8 protein-coding genes are annotated in these 15,301 nt (G+C 66.3%); 4 read left to right on the top strand and 4 right to left on the bottom strand.

Annotation, left to right across the window (positions count from 1 at the left end; translation table 11 throughout):
• Window positions 1–106: 106 nt before the first annotated feature.
• Window positions 107–1,444, bottom strand: coding sequence for an MATE family efflux transporter (locus tag PRtIB026_RS26195; RefSeq protein WP_203650340.1), 1,338 nt, complete (start codon window positions 1,442–1,444; stop codon window positions 107–109).
• 269 nt (window positions 1,445–1,713) lie between these two features.
• Between PRtIB026_RS26195 and PRtIB026_RS26190 the strand changes: the two genes are divergently transcribed.
• The gene (locus PRtIB026_RS26190) at window positions 1,714–6,618 is read left to right on the top strand and encodes an alpha-2-macroglobulin (protein ID WP_203650342.1); all 4,905 of its coding nucleotides are present in this window, start codon (window positions 1,714–1,716) and stop codon (window positions 6,616–6,618) included.
• Between the two features lie 137 nt (window positions 6,619–6,755).
• Here PRtIB026_RS26190 and PRtIB026_RS26185 read toward each other — a convergent pair whose 3' ends face one another.
• Complete coding sequence (locus PRtIB026_RS26185) at window positions 6,756–7,049, bottom strand: hypothetical protein (protein ID WP_110735938.1); 294 nt, start codon at window positions 7,047–7,049, stop codon at window positions 6,756–6,758.
• Window positions 7,050–7,117: 68 nt separating this feature from the next.
• Here PRtIB026_RS26185 and pbpC point away from each other — a divergent pair, with 68 nt between their 5' ends.
• The gene (gene pbpC / locus PRtIB026_RS26180) at window positions 7,118–9,466 is read left to right on the top strand and encodes a peptidoglycan glycosyltransferase PbpC (RefSeq protein WP_203650344.1); all 2,349 of its coding nucleotides are present in this window, start codon (window positions 7,118–7,120) and stop codon (window positions 9,464–9,466) included.
• A 111-nt stretch (window positions 9,467–9,577) separates the two neighbouring features.
• On the opposite strand, the gene PRtIB026_RS26175 is transcribed toward pbpC, so the two are convergent.
• Window positions 9,578–10,576, bottom strand: a complete 999-nt coding sequence (locus PRtIB026_RS26175) for an RHS repeat-associated core domain-containing protein (protein ID WP_203650346.1) — start codon at window positions 10,574–10,576, stop codon at window positions 9,578–9,580.
• 405 nt (window positions 10,577–10,981) lie between these two features.
• On the bottom strand, window positions 10,982–11,224 hold the full coding sequence (locus tag PRtIB026_RS26170) for a hypothetical protein (protein ID WP_046854291.1): 243 nt from the start codon (window positions 11,222–11,224) through the stop codon (window positions 10,982–10,984).
• A gap of 642 nt (window positions 11,225–11,866) precedes the next feature.
• Here PRtIB026_RS26170 and PRtIB026_RS26165 point away from each other — a divergent pair.
• On the top strand, window positions 11,867–13,414 hold the full coding sequence (locus PRtIB026_RS26165; protein ID WP_203650349.1) for a collagen-like triple helix repeat-containing protein: 1,548 nt from the start codon (window positions 11,867–11,869) through the stop codon (window positions 13,412–13,414).
• A gap of 91 nt (window positions 13,415–13,505) precedes the next feature.
• Window positions 13,506–15,176 (top strand): ShlB/FhaC/HecB family hemolysin secretion/activation protein, encoded by a 1,671-nt coding sequence (locus tag PRtIB026_RS26160; protein ID WP_203650351.1) that lies wholly within the window; start codon window positions 13,506–13,508, stop codon window positions 15,174–15,176.
• Window positions 15,177–15,301 lie beyond the last annotated feature (125 nt).

Below are 15,301 nucleotides of genomic sequence, written 5' to 3'. Positions count from 1 at the left end.
GAGGGCTGCGCCCTCATTTCGCGGCACAAGGCCGCTCCTACAGAAGACCGCGATCCCATGTAGGAGCGGCCTTGTGCCGCGAAAGGGCCGCAACGCGGCCCCAACGTCACCGAACCCAACGCCCCTTTTCCTGCAACCGCCACCCCACCCACCCCAGCGTCCCCGCCCGCAACGCCATGAACCCCAGAAACGCCAGCCACAACCCATGATTGCCGAACCCACGCATGGCAAACGCCACGGGCAACGCAATCACCACCGACACCAGCATCGCATTGCGCATCTCCCGCGCCCGCGTCGCACCGATGAACAACCCATCGAGCAGGTAACTCCACACCGCCACCAACGGCAGCACCGCCAGATACGGCAGGTACGGATACGCCGCCTCGCGCACGCTGGCGATATCGGTCTGCAGGTCGATGAACAGATGGCCACCCAGCAGGAACAGCACCGCAAACCCCAGGCTGACGATCAACGACCACCCGCAGGCCACCACCAGCGCCCGCTTCAGGGCACCACGATCACGGGCGCCAATGGCATGCCCACACAGCGCCTCGACCGCATGGGCCAGGCCATCGAGGGCGTAGGCGGTGAGCATCAGCCCGTTGAGCAGCAGGGCATTGGCCGCCACCGTCGCTTCGCCCAGCCGGGCGCCCTGCACGGTCAGCAGCAGGAATACCAGCTGCAACGCCAGGCTGCGCAGGAAGATATCGCGGTTCACCGCCAGCAAGGGCCGCCAGGCCTGCCAACGTTTCAGCGCGGCCCAGGCAATGTGCCCGGGGTAGGCGCGCAGCGCCGGGCGGGTGAGGGCAAGGCCGAGCAGGGCGGCGCTCCACTCGGCGATCACCGAGGCCCGTGCCGAGCCGACCACGCCCCAGTCCAGGCCGAGCACGAACCACAGGTTCAGGGCGATGTTCAGCAGGTTGGTGGTCAGCAGGATCGCCAGCGGCGCCCGGGCGTTCTGCGTGCCGAGGAACCAGCCGACCAGGGCGTAGCTGGCCAGCGCCGCCGGCAGGCCGAGCAGGCGAGTGTGGAAGAACGCCTCGGTGGAGGCATGCAGCGCCTCGCTGGGCTGCATCGCGTGCAGCGCCAGCTGGCTGAAGGGCAGGGCGAGCAGGCCGATCAGCAGGGCGAAGGCCAGTGCCAGCAGCAGCCCCTGCACCAGCACCTGGCGCAGCGCGGCGCCGTCGCCGCGGCCGGCGGCCTGGGCGGCGAAACCGGTGGACCCCATGCGCAGGAAGCCCATCAGCCCGACCATGAAGGTGAACAGCGTGGCGCCCACCGCCACCGCGCCCAACTGGTGGGCGTGGGGCAGGTGGCCGATCACCGTGCTGTCGACCAGCGCCACCAGCGGCACCGAGATGTTGGACAGGATCATTGGCGCGGCCAGGGCCCAGACCTTGTGGTGGGTGGGGCGGTCGCGCCAGGCGGTGGACAGTGAAGACATGCGAGGTCCTGAGGAACTCGGGGCTGCTGCGCAGCCCTTTCGCGGCACAAGGCCGCTCCTACAGGTAACTGCATGCCCCTGTAGGAGCGGCCTTGCGCCGCGAAAGGCGTGCGCAGCGCGCCCCATTGACGAATGGCCAGCATTCTACCCGCCCAGCAACCAATCGGCGCGAACAGGGTCTCACTTGCCGCGCATCGGCAGGTAAGCCGTGCACCGTTGCGCTATAGTTGCCCCCCTCACGTACACGCTGCCGAAGAGTCCCCTCTCAAATGCTCAACAAAGGATTGTTGCTGGCCTGCGCGCTGGCCTTGCTCAGTGCCTGTGATTCCTCCACGCCGGACAAGCCATCGGCCCCCGCCGATGCCGCTACCGCCGTTGCGCCCGCCGAAACCAAGGCGACCAAGCGCGAAGACCCGGCGCTGCTTGCCAAGCGCTACGCTGGTCGCGAGCTGACCGTGCTGGACGTCTCGGAAGTCCAGCTCGACGGCGCCAGCACCCTGTCGGTCAGCGTCTCCGCGCCGCTGGACGCCAACCAGGACTTCGCCGCCAAGCTGCACCTGGTCGACACCGTCAAGGGCAAGGTCGACGGTGCCTGGGAACTCTCCGACAACCAGATGGAACTGCGCCTGCGCCACCTGGAGCCGCAGCGCAAGATGGTCCTGACCATCGACAAGGGCCTGCTCTCGGTCAACGGCAACCAGCTTGAGACCGAATCGGTCAGCCGCTTCGAGACCCGCGACATGCAGCCCACCGTGGGCTTCGCCAGCCGCGGTTCACTGCTGCCCACGCGCCTGGCCGAAGGCCTGCCGGTGATCGCCCTGAACGTCGACAAGGTCGATGTCGAGTTCTTCCGCATCAAGCCGGACATGCTCTCCAGCTTCCTGGTCAACTGGGGCCGCAACTCAAGCCTGTACTACTACCAGTCCAAGGAAACCCTGGAGATGGCCGAGCTGGTCTACAGCGGCCGCTTCGACCTCAACCCCGCGCGCAACACCCGCGAGACCGTGCTGCTGCCGATCGCCGGGATCAAGCCGCTGCAGGAGCCGGGCGTGTACCTGGCAGTGATGCGCGCCTCGGGTACCTATGACTATTCGCAGCCAGCGACCCTGTTCACCCTGAGCGACATCGGCGTCTCCGCCCACCGCTACCGCGACCGCCTGGACGTGTTCGCCCAGGCCCTGGAAGGCGGCAAGGCGCTCAAGGACGTCACCCTCGAGCTGCACGACGACAAGGGCAAGCTGCTGGCCCAGGCCAAGACCGACGGCGACGGCCATGCCCAACTGCCGATCACCGCCAAGGCCGACACCCTGATCGCCACCCAGGGCGTGCACACCACCCTGCTGCGCCTGAACACCGCCGCCCTGGACCTGGCCGAATTCGACATCACCGGCCCCCAGGCCAACCCGCTGCAGTTCTTCATCTTCGGCCCGCGCGACCTCTATCGCCCGGGCGAAACCGTACTGCTCAACGGCCTGTTGCGCGACCAGGACGGCAAGCCGGTCAAGGCCCAGCCGGTGAATGTGGAAGTGCGCCGCCCGGACGAACAGGTCAGCCGCAAGTTCGTCTGGGAGGCCGACAAGAACGGCCTGTTCCAGTACCAGTTGCAACTGGCCAGCGAGGCCCCGACCGGCCGCTGGCAACTGCTGCTGGACATGGGCGGTGGCCGCAAGCAGGTCTACGAATTCCTTGTCGAGGACTTCCTCCCCGAGCGTCTGGCGCTGGAGCTCAAGGGCAGCAGCACGCCGCTGGCGCCGGATGAGACCGCCAGCATCCAGGTCAATGGCCGTTACCTCTACGGCGCGCCGGCTGCTGGCAACCGCCTCAGCGGCCAGGCCTACGTGCGCCCGCTGCGCGAAGCGGTGAAAACGCTGCCGGGCTACCAGTTCGGTGCGGTCACCGAGACCGACCTGAACCAGGACCTGGAGCTGGACGAAGTCACCCTCGACCAGAACGGCAAGGCCCGCATCGATATCGAAAGCCGCTGGGCCGAGGCCCGCTCGCCGCTGCAACTGACCGTGCAGGCCAGCTTGCAGGAGTCCGGCGGCCGGCCGATCACCCGGCGCCTGGAGCAGCCGATCTGGCCCGCTGACCGCCTGCCGGGCCTGCGCGGCCTGTTCGACGGCGAAGAGACCGACGGCGATGGCCCGGTGGAATTCGAGTTCCTGGTGGCCGACCGCAACGGCAAGAAGCTCGCCGCCGACAACCTGAAGGTGCGCCTGATCCGCGAGCGCCGCGACTACTACTGGAACTACTCGCAGAGCGATGGCTGGAGCTACAACTACAACGAGAAATTCCTCACCCAGGCTGAGGAAACCGTCAGCGTGAAGGCCGGCTCCACCGCCAAGCTGAACTTCCAGGTGGAGTGGGGCCCGTACCGCGTCGAGGTCGAAGACCCGCAGACTGGCCTGGTCTCCAGCGCGCGCTTCTGGGCCGGCTACCGTGCCCAGGACAACGCCGAGGGCGGCGCCGTGCGCCCCGACCAGGTCAAGATCGCCCTGGACAAGCCCGCCTACAAGGAAGGCGGCACCGCCAAGGTTACCGTCACTCCGCCGGCCGCCGGCAGCGGCTACCTGATGATCGAGTCCGCCGATGGTCCGCTGTGGTGGCAGGAGATCGACGTACCTGCCGAGGGCAAAACCTTCGACGTCGAGCTGGACAAGAAGTGGGCGCGCCACGACCTGTACATCAGCGCCCTGGTGATCCGCCCGGGCGAGCGCAAGGCCAACGCCACGCCGAAACGCGCCGTGGGTGTGCTGCACCTGCCGCTGGACCGCGCCGAGCGCAAGCTGGCCGTGTCGCTGCAGGCGCCGGAGAAAATGCGACCCAAGCAGCCGCTGACCGTGAAGTTCAAGGCGGTCAACGCCGACGGCAGCGTGCCGAAGCAGGTGCATGTGCTGCTGTCCGCCGTGGATGTGGGCATCCTCAACATCACCGATTTCAAGACCCCCGACCCGTTCGCCAGCCTGTTCGGCCGAAAGGCCTATGGCGCCGACCAGCTGGACATCTACGGCCAGCTGATCGAGGCCGGCCAGGGCCGCCTGGCCAGCCTCGCCTTCGGTGGTGACGCTGCCATGGCCAAGGGCGGCAAGCGCCCGAACACCACGGTGACCATCGTCGCCCAGCAGAGCCTGCCGGTGACCCTCGACGAGAAGGGCGAAGGCCAGGCCACTGTCGAAATTCCCGACTTCAACGGTGAACTGCGCCTGATGGCCCAGGCCTGGACCGAGGAACACTTCGGCATGGCCGAAGGCAAGACCGTGGTCGCCGCGCCGCTGATCGCCGAACTGTCCGCGCCGCGCTTCCTCGCCGGCGGTGACCGCACCCGGCTGGCGCTGGACCTGGCCAACCTGTCCGGCCGCGACCAGCAACTGAGCGTGCAGATGATCGCCGAAGGTCAGTTGAGCCTGGTTGGCGGTGCCCAGCAGAACTTCACTCTGGCCGAAGGCCAGCGCACCACCCTGATGATTCCGGTGCAGGCCCAGGGCGGTCTGGGCCAGGGCAAGGTGCGGGTGCAGGTCAATGGCCTGCAACTGCCGGGCGAGCCGGCCAACACCTTCGAACGCGAATGGACCCTCGGTGTGCGCCCGGCCTACCCGGCGATGCTCAAGCACTATCGCGTGGCCCTGAAGGACCAACCCTGGAGCCTGCCGGACAGCGACCTGGCCGAGTTCGAGCCAGCGGGCCTGGAAGCGAGCCTGGCGTTGTCGAGCCGCCCACCGCTGAACCTGGCCGAGCAGATCCGCGCCCTGGAAGCCTACCCCTACGGCTGCCTGGAGCAGACCACCAGTGGCCTGTACCCGTCGCTGTACGCCGATGCCGACAGCCTCAAGCGCCTGGGCATCAAGGGCGAGCCGACCGATGTGCGCAAGCGCAAGATCGAGATGGGCATCGAGCACCTGCTGGGCATGCAGCGTTACAACGGCAGCTTCGGCCTGTGGAGCTCGGACAGCGAGGAAGAGTACTGGCTGACCGCCTACGTCACCGACTTCCTGCTGCGCGCCCGCGAGCAAGGCTACGGCGTGCCGGCCGAAGTACTGAAGAAGGCCAGCGAGCGCCTGCTGCGTTATGTGCAGGAGCGCAACCTGATCGAAGTCGACTACAGCCAGAACGCCGACCACACCCGCTTCGCCGTGCAGGCCTACGCCGGCCTGGTGCTGGCGCGCAGCCAACAGGCGCCGCTGGGTGCCCTGCGCAGCCTGTTCGAGCGCCGCTCTGACGCACGCTCCGGCTTGCCGCTGGTGCAACTGGCGGTGGCGCTGGACAAGATGGGCGACAAGCAGCGTTCGCAGCAGGCATTGCAGGCAGGCCTGGCCGTGACACGCGGCAAAGGCTGGATGGCCGACTACGGCAGCGCCCTGCGTGACCAGGCGCTGATCCTCGCCCTGCTGCAGGAGAACAACGTTGCCGGCAACCAGGTCGACCAACGCCTGTTCGGCCTGTCCGACGAGCTGGCCGCCAACCGCTGGCTGTCAACCCAGGAGCGCAACGCGCTGTTCCTCGCCGGCCGTGGCCTGCTGGGCAAGCCGGAAGGCAACTGGAAAGCTCGCCTGGACAGCGCCGGTGAAGTGCGCGAGTTCGACAACAACGACTCGGGCATGAAGCTTGAAGGCCCGCTGTTGGCCTCGCCGTTGACCGTGCAGAACCAGGGTGGCGACACCCTGTACCAGCAGTTGACCCTGTCCGGCTACCCGCGCCAGGCCCCGGCCGCCAGCGGCAACGGCATGGAGATCCGCCGCGAGTACCTGGGCATGAACGGCCAGGCACTGGATGTGCGCAACCTGCGCAGCGGCGACCTGGTGCTGGTGCACCTGGCGCTCAAGGCCCAGGACCAGGTGCCGGATGCCCTGGTGGTCGACCTGTTGCCGGCGGGCCTGGAGCTTGAAAACCAGAACCTGGCGCAGAGCGCCGCCAGCCTGGACAACGCCAGCAGTGCGGTGAAGCAGTGGCGCGAGTCGATGCAGAACGCCAGCGTGGTGCACCAGGAGTACCGTGACGACCGCTACGTGGCCGCGCTCAAGCTCGACAGCTACGGCACCACCCACCTGCTGTACCTGGCCCGCGCGGTGACCCCGGGCAGCTACCGCATCCCGCCGCCGCAGGTGGAGTCGATGTACCGGCCGAACCTGCAGGCGATTGGCGATAGCCAGGGCGAAATGGTGGTACGCGCCCGCTGAGGCAACGCGCCCCCTGTAGGAGCGGCCTTGTGCCGCGAAAGGGCCGCGCAGCGGCCCCCCGATCTCGACGTCAATGCGAGAATCGCCGGGGCTGCTACGCAGCCCTTTCGCGGCACAAGGCCGCTCCTACAGGGCTTTCAGTGCACCACCCAACTCAACACCCACAACCCCAGCAGCGCCCAGATGATCCCGAGGATGATCGACGCCCGCATGAACGCGCGCACTGCCGAGTACAGCAGCATCAGGCCAACGATCAGCGCCAGGATGCTGACCAGCGAGGTGTCCATGCCCAGCGTGCGCGCCAGGCCGTCGATGAAATTGCCGCCGGCGTTGGCCAGCAGGTTGAACAACCCGCTCAGGCCGTCGACGATAAAACGGATCACCGAACCCAGTACCTGGCCCAGCCACTCGAAAAAACCTTCTACATGCATAGTCGCTTCCTGATCAACGAATCGGCGATTCCCAGCCTTTGGCCATCACCTGGCCCGGTCGGTTCCCGATGCCAAGCTTAGCGCGCCCAGGTCTGCTCAAGCTGCTGCGGCGTGTCGCCGTGACCTTGCTGGCGGCCATCGCCCTGCTGTGGCTGGCCGACCGCATCTGGCCCTTGCCCATGCCGGGCGACGACCTGGCGCGGGTGGTGCTGGCCGAGGACGGCACGCCGCTGTGGCGTTTCGCCGACGCCGACGGCGTGTGGCGTTACCCGGTCGGCGCGGACGAGGTCTCGCCGCTGTACCTTGAAGCCTTGCTGGCCTACGAGGACCGCTGGTTCTACCACCACCCGGGTGTCAACCCCATGGCCCTGGCCCGGGCGGCCTGGCTCAACCTGCGCGGCGGGCGGGTGGTGTCCGGCGGCAGCACCCTGTCGATGCAGGTGGCGCGCCTGCTTGATCCGCACGACCGTACCCTGGCCGGCAAGCTGCGCCAGCTGTGGCGCACGGCGCAGCTGGAGTGGCACCTGTCCAAGGCCGAGATCTTGCAGTTGTATCTGAACCGGGCGCCGTTCGGCGGTACCTTGCAGGGCGTGGCTGCGGCCAGCTGGGCCTACCTGGGCAAGTCGCCGAAGCACCTGACCCCCGCCGAGGCCGCACTGCTCGCCGTGCTGCCCCAGGCGCCGAGCCGCCTGCGTCCGGACCGGCATCCCGAGCGTGCCCAGCGCGCCCGGGACAAGGTGCTGCAGCGCCTGGCCGAGTACCAGGTGTGGCCGGCCCAGCGCATCGACGAGGCCCGCGAAGAACCGCTGTTGCTGGCGCCCCGCCAGGAGCCGGCACTGGCGCCCTTGCTGGCCCGACGCCTGAACACCCCGGACAGCCCGCCGCTGATCCGCACCACCCTCGACGCCGCCCTGCAACGGCGTCTCGAAGACCTGCTGATGGGCTGGCGCGCGCGCCTGCCCGAGCGCACCTCGGCGGCGTTGCTGGTGGTGGAGACCCAGAGCATGGCGGTGCGCGCCTATCTCGGCTCCATCGACCTGAGTGACGAGCGCCGCTTCGGCCACGTGGACATGATCCACGCCCTGCGCTCGCCCGGCTCGACCCTCAAACCATTCCTCTATGCCATGGCCATGGACGACGGCCTGATCCATTCCGAATCGCTGCTGCAGGATGTGCCCCGGCGCTATGGCGACTACCGCCCCGGCAACTTCTCCATGGGCTTCAGCGGCCCGGTGTCGGCCAGCTCGGCGCTGGCGCTGTCGCTCAACCTGCCGGCGGTGCAGTTGCTCGAGGCCTATGGTCCGAAACGCTTCGCCGCGCAGATGCGCATGGGCGGCATGCCGCTGGTGCTGCCGCCGCTGGCCGAGCCGAACCTGTCGCTGATCCTCGGTGGCGCGGGCAGCCGCCTGGAAGATCTGGTCGGTGGCTATGCCGCGTTCGGCCGAGGCGGCAACAGCGCGAAGATTCGCCTGCAACCCCAGGACCCGCTGGTGGAGCGCCGCCTGCTGTCACCGGGCTCGGCCTGGATCACCCGGCGCATCCTCAGCGGCCTGGCCCGGCCGGACCGCGACCCCCATGCCGAACTGGTGCAGCGCCCGCAACTGGCCTGGAAGACCGGCACCAGCTACGGCTTTCGCGACGCCTGGTCGGTGGGCATAGGCCCGCGTTACCTGATCGGTGTGTGGATCGGCCGCCCCGACGGCACCCCGGTGCCGGGCCAGTTCGGCCTGGCCTCGGCGGCGCCGTTGATGCTGCAGGTGCACGACCTGCTGAGCAATCGCGACAGCCAGCGCGGCATCGAGGTGCCGGTCGAGCCGGTGCCGGCGTCGGTGGGCGTGGCGGCGATTTGTTGGCCCCTGGGCCAGCCGATGAACCGCCAGGACCCCAACTGCCGCCGCCAGCGTTTCGCCTGGACCCTGGACGGCACCACCCCACCAACCTTGCTGGCGGCAGACCAGCCCCTGGGGCTGGGCTTGCGCGAGACGGTGTGGCTCAACGACCAGGGGCTGCGCGTCGATGCCGGGTGCCTCGGGGCCAAGGCCCACGACGTTGCCTTGTGGCCGGCCCCGCTGGAGCCCTGGTTGCCCCGGGCCGAGCGCCGTGCCGCGCGGCTGCCCAGCGTGGACCCGGCCTGCCCGCCACAGCAGGTGGCCAGCGCGCCGCCGCTGTCGATCGTCGGCGTGCGCGCCGGCGACAACCTGCGCCGCCCGGCCACCAGTCACGAGCCGTTGCAGTTGCGGGTGTCGGCCCTGGGCGGCGCGGGGCGGCGCTGGTGGTTCCTGAATGGGCAGCCGTTGGGCGAGACCCAAGGGCAGGACAGTCTGCCGGTGCGTTTCGAACAGGCCGGCAGCATCGAGTTGAGTGCGTTGGATGAAAGCGGCGAGACGGCGCGGGTGGCGTTTCAGGTCAGTGAGTGAGGCAAACTTACACCCTCCTGTAGGAGCGGTAATTTTCAATGCCTCAGGCCGAGGTCGGCATCGTCCATCATTCTGACCCTGGATAATTATGTGGCTATAGGGTCGTGAACTTCAGAAGTTGGCTATTAGATGTCTGAGGTTGGCCATTTGTTGGCTCGGCTGGCGATAAGCAAGGTAATCATGAAAGAATGCAGGCGATATATTGTCAAGTTGCTGCATGCCTGCCTTTATATCATGCCTGGAAGTCAAGAAATTTTCTATCATGCCTTTCCTCCAGCTCGGCGTGGAGGGATCATGAAGTGTCGCGATAAGAGAGGTATGTGGTCTGAGGAGGTTGAATACTAATTGTTCTTCTGTTTTGTACATGCCTAAAGCTTTTATTCCAAAAAGATCTCCGCCATTTTCTGATGAGGCTTTCATATAAAAGGGCGGCGCCCTAGTGACTGTAGTCAGTGTGAACAGCAATTGAGCGGCATTGCTGAAGGATATAGCGTTGGAAAGGCCGTTGTCTGATTCGCTTGTCGACCAATGTCTGGCAAAATCCTCTGTGGGCATTGATGTGGTCCGATTCAGGGCGGTGCTGAAGATTCCTAACTTGTTTTTCTTAGCGATAGGTCCGCCGTATGTATTTTCAAGAATACTGTTGACGGCTTTCAGTTTGTCTTTAGGGTAAGGTAAGGTAGAATTAATTAGTGGGTCGAAACTAAATATAGCGGTCTGTGCCATGCCCGTAAGTGAAGGTATTCTATCTCTAGCTCTACCTGTTCTGTCGACAAAACTTGCTGGGTTTCCTGAACAGTATGCATAGGTGTTTATTCCACCTGCACCAAAAGGACTCAACACATCCGGCGACCTGAAGCGCATTAGCGTTTGAGCATAAGCGCGCACTCCATTTCCCAACAAGTAATGCCCGCCCAAGGCATCCAGCAGCTCACCATCGAAGCCGGTCTTGCAGGCTTCTGGAGTCACGGAAGGCTTGTCACCATAAACCGTATAGCTGCGGCTATTACGCTGATGGACGTTTTGAGTCGTCAGGGCACTACCTGCTCTGTCCACACTTAGCAGAGTTGTGGAGTGTTGATTCTGTCTGGCTTCTTTCACGGGTGCCATGACGTTTCCTCAGACATTTACCGTGATTTTGGTTTCAAGGCTAAGGGGGGGCGGTTTATTAGGAAACTGGCAAAATTGATAGGCGCTATAGATGAGCCGCTTGAGCTTCAGGCCATCAGTTCAAGCGGCGGGGCGGTTATGGCGGGACAGGTGGCGTCTGCAGGTTGGCAGTTCTGAACTGCGGGTCGGTCATGCCTTCGCCTTGGTAGAACTTGGTTTTGCCGACGGTGGTATTGATGTCTTCTGTAGTCATTATTCTCTCCCTGAAATGGTCGGTGCCTGTGCGGGCCTCTTCGCGGGTAAACCCGCTCCCACAGGGACAGCGCTGGCCCCAAGGCACAGGTGAACCTGTGGGAGCGGGTTTACCCGCGAAAGGGCCCGACCAGGCAGCACATGCCTTGCGGCCTAGTGCAACGTCGGCGCCTGCGCTGGCATCTGTACCTGGATCAATGCCGCTTCGAGCAACACGCGCAGCGACTCCATTTCATGCATCGACGCCATCATCAACACGGCAGCCGGCGACCTGGGTTTGAGCTGCACGGCATGATGGGCCACGGTCAAGGCGCACAGGGCGTACTCGGTGGCCTGGATGAGGGTGTCTTCGAGGGAATGAGGGTTGTGGGGTGGATCGGGGACAATCTTCAGCATGATGAATCCTCAATTTGAGATGGAACCATCACCGTTCGCTGTCAAACAAAGGGTGGCAGCTGTACGTGGGTTGACAGACCGGTCAAATAGAGGAAACCCGGCGCACCCGAAGATGCCCCACGCACAGCCGCCATAGCGGCATAGACATGCGTTCGTATTTGAGTCGGCCTGTCAAAGCCGGTCGCTGATTGTGCAGCGACTGCCCGAGACTAGAGGCCAACCCAGACCACCGCAATGGCTTGAAAGGGCTTGGGAGTATGTTTGGGAAATGGACTACAGGGAATGGGGAAAGTCTTATAAATAGGTGCTCATTTTGAAATCGCTGGGGCTGCTTTGCAGCCCTTTCGCGGCACAAGGCCGCTCCTACAATGGGACGCGATTCCTGTAGGAGCGGCCTTGTGCCGCGAAAGGGGCGCGCAGCGGCCCCAGCATTCTGTCAGCCACCCGTACTAATGATTTATGACTAACTCTTTCGACACTGGGCGTTGTCCACCAAACGAAATCGGCTGAAATTCATACGCTTATGCTCCATCCCCGGCCCTCTCCCACAGGTACTAACACCAAGTTGTAATCTACCCCTCTCACCCCCCTCGGCTTTCACTGCTGGTAGCAAGCACAACAACCAGCAGCGGGAGTCTTCCCATGAACACTCAAGCGTGGATCAAGGCCGCAACGGCGCTGACGATGGTCATGTCCCTGGGCCTTACCGGTTGCAGCAGTGGCGGTGGTGGGCATCACAGCGAGGTCGACGGCTCCTCGGCCGATGGCGGCACGGGCGCAGGTGCGGGAGCTGGAGGTTCGGGCGGCGGGGCCGGTGACGGTGGCGCAGGCACCGGTGGTGGTGGCAGCATTCCGGGCGATGGCAGCGCAGGCACGGGTGGGGGCAGCGGCGGCTCCGGCGGCGGCACCACGCCTGGCGGCGGCGATGGCGGAACCGGTGGAGGCACGACACCCACCGCCCTGGTCACCGGCCAGGTGGTCGATCAGCTGGGCAACACCGTCTCCGGCGTTGGTGACGGCGTGAGTAATCTCGGCCAGGCAATCGGCTCGCTGCCCATCGCCGGCGATACCTCGCTGACCGGCGGCGTGGGCACGCTGGTGTCGTCCACCGGCAACGCGGTGAACAGTGTCGGCAGTGGCCTGAGCGACGGCCTGGGGCAACTGGGCACCGGCAACAATGCCGTGGGTACAACCGTCGGCGTGGTCGGCGCGGCCACCGCCGACCTGGGCACCGGCGTCTCAGGGCTTGGCCAGGGCGTGACCGGGCTGGCCAGCAACGGGCCGGTCGAGCAGGTACCGGTGGTCAACCAGCTGGTCGTCGGGGCCGGGCAGGGCGTCGACCGGGTTGGCCAGGCGGTGACCATGCTTGGCAACACCCTCTCGCCGGTTGGCACGAGCGGCCCGCTGGCCGGGGTGACCCAAGGCGCGAGCGATGCCCTGGTGCCGGTGGTCTCGCTGGTGGAAAACACCACGGCCAACGTCACCCGGCAGACCGGGCTCGCCGGGCCGCTCAACCAGACGTTGAACCAAACCGGCACTATCCTGAACCAGGCCGGCCAGCAACTGGCTGGCACGGGTAATCCACTGGGCACCACGCTCGGGCAGGCGGTCGCCAATACTGGCACCTCCGTGAGCACCGCCAGCGGGCTGGCGCCCGTTACCGGTGGCCCGCGCACTGGGCTGCTGGAAACCGCTGGCGGCGTAGTGGCCGGTGCCGGCAGTGGCCTGGCCGCGAGTATTGGCAGCCCGACGGTCAGCGGTATCGGCGGCAGCATGGTGCAGGCAGGCAACAGCGTCGCCAGCCTGGGCCCGGTGCTCGGCGGCAACGGCGTGACCAACACGGCGGCGGGCACCCCTGCCGCGGCACTGACCCAGCAAGTGGGCAGCGGGCTCAATCCGGTGGTCGCCGGTGTGTCCAGCGTGACCCAGCAGGTCGGCGCCAGTACGGGCGCGGGGGTGCCGGTGGCCGGGTTGCTGAACCAGGTCGGTGGCGCGGTGGGCAGCGTCGGCACGCAATTGACCGGCGCCACGGCCAACCCGACGGTCAGCCAGTTGGGCGCGACGGTAACGGCGGTGGGCGCAACGGTCGGCCAGGCCGGCACCTTGGTCAACGCCAACGGCACGCAGGGCGGTGGCCTCGGCGGTGCGTTGAGCGGCGTGACAGGCGCCCTGGCAGGCGGGCAGCGCTGACGCGACGGGCTACGCTCAAGGTGAGCGAGACCGACCGGTGCGTCGTACGCCGGTCGGTCACCCTGCCACCCGTGGATCATGGAGTGTCCGAATGCGCCGATGGCTGGTGACGATGCTGGCGCTGTCCGTGGCCAGCCTGGCGCGGGCCGAGCCCTTGCCGAGTTTCCTCAACAGCAACGAGACCGAGCGCCGCCTGCCCACGCCGAACCTGCCGGTGGACGCCTATCGCCCCGGCCCCGCGGGCCTGCACGTACCCAGCGTGGGCAGCGCACGCCAATCGCCGCTGCTGATGAGCACGCGGGTGGCGGTGCGCAAGGTGCGCTTCGAGGGCGGCACCGTCTACCCCCTGAGCGACCTGCGCGAGCACTACCAGCCGCTGATCGGCCGCGAGGTGACCCTCGCCGAGCTGATCGAGGTCACCCGCCGCCTCACCCAACGCTACCAGCAGGATGGCTACCTGCTGTCGTACGCCTACCTGCCGCCCCAGGACTTCGTCGATGGCCGGGTGCGGGTGGTGCTGGTGGAAGGCTATATCCACGACTATCAGGTCGAGGGCGATATCGGCGCGGCGCGGGCTTACCTGGACCAGTTGATGGAGCGCCTCAAGGCCGAGCGTCCGCTGACCCGCGAGAGCTTCGAGCGCTATACCAGCCTGGCCGGGCGCATCCCCGGGGTGACCTTCCAGGCCCAGGTGCCGCCCCCGGCCACCACCGATGGCGCGACCCGGCTGCTGGCCCAGGTCTCGCGCAAACCGTTTACCACCACCCTGAGCCTCAATGACGGCAGCCGCGACGACCTGCAGGCGCTGCTCGGCGCCAGCAGCAACGCGCAGACCCGTTTTGCCGAGCAACTGAGCGCCAGCGTGCTGGTGCCGCCCGGCGAGGACAAGGAGCATTACTACCGCCTCGACTACAGCCAGTTCCTCGACGCCGAGGGCTCGCGACTGTTGTTGTCGACCTCGCGCTATCGCAGCGACCCCAAGGCGCGCATCCGCCTGGACAACGGCATCGACCTGACCCAGCACCGCGAGAACGAACGCTACTCGGTGGGCATCAGCCAGTCGTTGATCGCCTCGCCCAGCGAATGGCTGGAGGTGGTCGGGCGCTTCTACGTGGTCAACGACCGCATCGACTACCAGGTGGTGGGCTTTCCGTTGCGGCTGGACAGCGAGACCGACATTCGCGCGCTGTCCTTCGAAGGCGACTGGCGCAAGGCCGAGGCGCGGCGCCTGCGCATCCTCAGTGCCGGGGTCTACCAGGGGCTCGACCGGCTGGGGGCGAACACCAATGCTGACTACGACCTGGACTTTTTGCGCCTGCGGGTCTCGGGCGTGCAGAGCGACAACTTCACCGACAACTGGCAGGGCGTGGCCTCGGCGGCGGCCTACTGGAGCAACGACAGCTTGCCCGACAGCGAGCGGGCGGTGTTCGGCGGGCAGAACTTCGGGCGCGGTTATCCCAGCGACCAGGGCTCGGGCGACAAGGGCTGGGGGCTGGCCTACGAACTCAACTACAGCTTCCACCGCGACGGCGCCTGGCTCAAGGTCGTGCAGCCGTACGTGGCGCTCGACACGGCGCGGGCCTGGTTCAACGAGCTGGACGTGAGGGACACGAAGATGTCATCGGCGGCACTGGGGCTGCGGTTTGGCGATATGCGCTACTACAACATCGCGGTCGAGGTGGCCAAGCCGATGTCGGACATCGCCCTGGACAGCTTCAACCGGCGGCCACGGCTGAACCTGAGTTTCAGTTATCAGTTGTAGGAGCGGCCTTGTGCCGCGAAAGGGCTGCGCAGCGGCCCCTCGATTTCGACAGTGTCGCGACAATCGCTGGGGCCGCTGCGCGGCCCTTTCGCGGCACAAGGCCGCTCCTACAGGGGGGAGAGCCG

Origin of the sequence: Pseudomonas sp. RtIB026 (assembly GCF_016861355.2) — a bacterium.
GTDB lineage: Bacteria > Pseudomonadota > Gammaproteobacteria > Pseudomonadales > Pseudomonadaceae > Aquipseudomonas > Aquipseudomonas peradeniyensis.
This window is presented reverse-complemented; position numbering and strand designations above follow the sequence as displayed.

What these genes read in the sequence shown, in the direction of transcription:
- pbpC (WP_203650344.1), top strand. Translation starts at nt 7,118, where the DNA reads ATGCCAAGCTTAGCGCGCCCAGGTCTGCTCAAGCTGCTGCGGCGTGTC.
- PRtIB026_RS26185 (WP_110735938.1), bottom strand. Translation starts at nt 7,049, where the DNA reads ATGCATGTAGAAGGTTTTTTCGAGTGGCTGGGCCAGGTACTGGGTTCG.
- PRtIB026_RS26195 (WP_203650340.1), bottom strand. Translation starts at nt 1,444, where the DNA reads ATGTCTTCACTGTCCACCGCCTGGCGCGACCGCCCCACCCACCACAAG.
- PRtIB026_RS26170 (WP_046854291.1), bottom strand. Translation starts at nt 11,224, where the DNA reads ATGCTGAAGATTGTCCCCGATCCACCCCACAACCCTCATTCCCTCGAA.
- PRtIB026_RS26190 (WP_203650342.1), top strand. Translation starts at nt 1,714, where the DNA reads ATGCTCAACAAAGGATTGTTGCTGGCCTGCGCGCTGGCCTTGCTCAGT.
- PRtIB026_RS26165 (WP_203650349.1), top strand. Translation starts at nt 11,867, where the DNA reads ATGAACACTCAAGCGTGGATCAAGGCCGCAACGGCGCTGACGATGGTC.
- PRtIB026_RS26160 (WP_203650351.1), top strand. Translation starts at nt 13,506, where the DNA reads ATGCGCCGATGGCTGGTGACGATGCTGGCGCTGTCCGTGGCCAGCCTG.
- PRtIB026_RS26175 (WP_203650346.1), bottom strand. Translation starts at nt 10,576, where the DNA reads ATGGCACCCGTGAAAGAAGCCAGACAGAATCAACACTCCACAACTCTG.